Below are 2133 nucleotides of genomic sequence, written 5' to 3' on the forward strand. Positions count from 1 at the left end.
GGCGACGGCCGTCGCCGTGGGGGACGCGGCCAAGGGGGCCGAGGTCGTCGTCGTGACCATTCCGCTCAAGGCGATCCCCGGGCTGCCGGACGATGTGCTCGCCGGGGCGGCCGAGGGGGCTGTCGTCGTCGACACGAACAACTACTACCCGCGTGAGCGGGACGGGCGGATCGGGGAGATCGAGGACGGCGGGATCACGGAGAGCCGGTGGGTTTCGAATCACCTCGGGCACGATGTGGTGAAGGTGTTCAACGGTACGTACGCCCAGGACATCCTGGACCGGCACCGGCCTGCGGGGGACCCCGAGCGGATCGCCGTGCCCGTCGCCGGGGACGACCCGGCCGCCAAGAAGGAGGCCGCCGACCTCCTCGACGCGCTCGGCTGGGACGCCGTCGACGTCGGCACGCTCGCGGAGAGCTGGCGCGTCGAGCCGGAGTCGCCGGTCTACGTCAAGCCGTACGTCGGCGAGGCGCCGGAGGGGCTGTCCCCGGCGGAATGGTTCGGCTGGGCCCAGGAGGCGCCCGGCGTCACCGTCCCCGCCGACCGCGTCCGCCACCTGGCCGACTCCGCCGTGCGGGGCCCGGCGGGCGGTGTGGTTCCGGAGGGACTCGCGTTCCCGGAAACGCGGTAGAACCCCCGGAAGGGCTGTGCTTCGATGCGGCGGTGAACACCGAGAACACGGTCAGGCCACGTACGGACGACGATGTCGCCGCCTGCGTCGAAGCCCTCGCTGACGTCCACCGGCAGGACGGCTATCCCGTCAACTGGCCGGAGCACCCGGGGCGTTGGCTGAGCCAGGCGTCGGGGCTGGGCGCGTGGGTCGCCGTGCTCGACGGGCGGACCGTCGGCCACATCGCGCTCAACCCCGGCGGCGAGGGGGACGTGGCTCCCGGCCTGTGGGGCGACCCCGGTACGACGGCCGTCGTCAGCCGCCTGTTCGTCGCCCCCTCGGCGCGCGGCCACGGCATCGGCGCACAGCTCATGGAACGGGCGGTCGCGGAGGCGCGGGAGCGCGGACTCCACCCGGTGCTCGACGTCGTGGCGACCGACACGGCCGCCGCGGCGCTGTACGAACGGCTGGGCTGGAAGCTCCTGGCGACGGTCGAGCAGCGGTGGAGTGCGTGGCAGACGGTGACCGTGCACTGTTACGCGGCACCGCCGGCGGCGTGACACCGGGGCGGGCGGCGGCCGGAACACCGCCGCCCACCCGCGTCCACGGCGTGCGCAGGTGCCAGACGCTCGCCGCGCCCACCCGCGTCTACGGCGTGCGCCTCACTCCCCGGGATACGACAGCTCGATGTCGTACCCGTCGACCCCGGCCCCGCCCACGGTGACCTGGCCGGCCCGCGGCGGGTACCCGGTCGCGGTCACCGTGTAGGCGCCGCCGTCGAGATCCGTGAACGCGTACCCGCCGTCCGCTCCGGTGACGGCGGACGCGACGACGTTGCCGGCCGCGTCGACGAGGGTCACCGAAGCGGCGTCCACCGGCCGCCCTGACGCGGTCACCACGCCCCGTACCCGCGCCCCCGGCGCCAGCTCGACCTCGGCCCGTGTCATCCCGCTCACCGCGACCTCGACGGGCAGCGCGACCGGCCGGAACCCGTCCGCGCTCACCGCGACGGTCACCGGCCCCGGCCCGAGCCCGCCGAACCCGAACCCGCCGTCGGCCCCGGTCACGCCGGTCGCGATCACCTCTCCGCGCACATCGGCGGTCACGACCAACGCGCCCGCCACCGGCTCTCGTCCACCCACCGCGCGAACCGTCCCGGCCAGCCCGCTCGCCCCGGCCAGCGGCACGTCGCAGGCCACCGGCTCCCCGCCGACGGTGACGGTCACCGCCCGGGGCCGGTACCCCTCGGCGGAGACGACGAGGACGTAGCTCCCGGCGCCGGGCACGTCCACCGCGTACGACCCGTCGGCACGGGAGACGGCCCGGCCGAGCTGGCGTCCGCCGAGCGAGATCAGGGTGACGGCGGCGTGGGGGACGGGGGCGGACTCGGTGCCGTGGACGCGGCCGGAGACGGCAAGTCCGGTGCCGGCGGGGGGAGTCGACGCGCCGGGAGCGGGCGTGAAGGAGCCGCCTGCGCCCGAGCCGGCGGTGCCGAAGACAGCCCTGTCCGAGCCGCGTACGCC

The 2133-nt window shown here is 75.7% G+C and carries 3 protein-coding genes; 2 read left to right on the forward strand and 1 reads right to left on the reverse strand.

Annotated features, from left to right (window positions below; translation table 11 throughout):
- Together AOK24_RS43635 and AOK24_RS43640 are read left to right on the forward strand one after the other, a co-directional pair.
- The coding region (locus AOK24_RS43635) for an NADPH-dependent F420 reductase (protein ID WP_107104185.1) at positions 1–631 on the forward strand (631 nt) is incomplete at its 5' end.
- 32 nt (positions 632–663) lie between these two features.
- Positions 664–1170, forward strand: coding sequence for a GNAT family N-acetyltransferase (locus tag AOK24_RS43640; protein ID WP_055725368.1), 507 nt, complete (start codon positions 664–666; stop codon positions 1168–1170).
- A 102-nt stretch (positions 1171–1272) separates the two neighbouring features.
- On the opposite strand, the gene AOK24_RS43645 is transcribed toward AOK24_RS43640, so the two are convergent.
- On the reverse strand, positions 1273–2133 hold an 861-nt coding region (locus tag AOK24_RS43645), incomplete at its 5' end, for an MSCRAMM family protein (protein WP_159052225.1).

Origin of the sequence: Streptomyces niveiscabiei (genome assembly GCF_001419795.1) — a bacterium.
Lineage (GTDB): Bacteria > Actinomycetota > Actinomycetes > Streptomycetales > Streptomycetaceae > Streptomyces > Streptomyces niveiscabiei.